This is a genomic window from Streptomyces phaeochromogenes, from assembly GCF_001418655.1.
In the GTDB taxonomy this organism is placed as follows: Bacteria; Actinomycetota; Actinomycetes; order Streptomycetales; family Streptomycetaceae; genus Streptomyces; species Streptomyces phaeochromogenes.
In genome coordinates, this window is sequence record NZ_LIQZ01000136.1 from 1 (window position 1) to 450 (window position 450).

General features: G+C 69.3%; 1 protein-coding gene. It reads right to left on the reverse strand.

What is annotated here, in order from left to right; translation table 11 throughout:
* A partial coding sequence (locus AOK17_RS52285; RefSeq protein WP_245697221.1) for an SDR family NAD(P)-dependent oxidoreductase occupies nt 1-450 on the reverse strand: 450 nt, incomplete at both ends.

A 450-nucleotide genomic window follows, 5' to 3' on the forward strand; every position in this document is an offset into this window, starting at 1 on the left:
GAGGTCGTCCTGCACCTGCTGGTACTTGACGTCGAGCCGCTCCAGGGTGTCGCGCCCCAGGTAGAGGTGCGTGGGCAGCTTCTCGGCGGAGGCGACCTCGACGATCAGGGCGGCGCCCTTGACCGGGTCACCGAGCTGGGCGTGGTTGGCCCGGTCGATCCAGTCCAGCGTCACGTGCGCGGGGGTGTCGTCGTAGTCGGCGATGCGGTTCGCGGCCACCGAGAGCGAGCTGGAGTCGAGGAAGTCGGTGCGGAAGACACCAGGCTCGACGACCACCGACTGGATTCCGAACGGGGCCATTTCGGCGGAGAGCGCTTCGCTGATGCCGGCGACCGCGAACTTCGACGCGGAGTACAGGCTGACGCCGGGCTCGCCCTCGAAGCCCGAACGGGAGCCGATGTGCACGAGCTTGCCCGAGCCCTGCTTGCGCATGACGGGCAGCACGGCGCG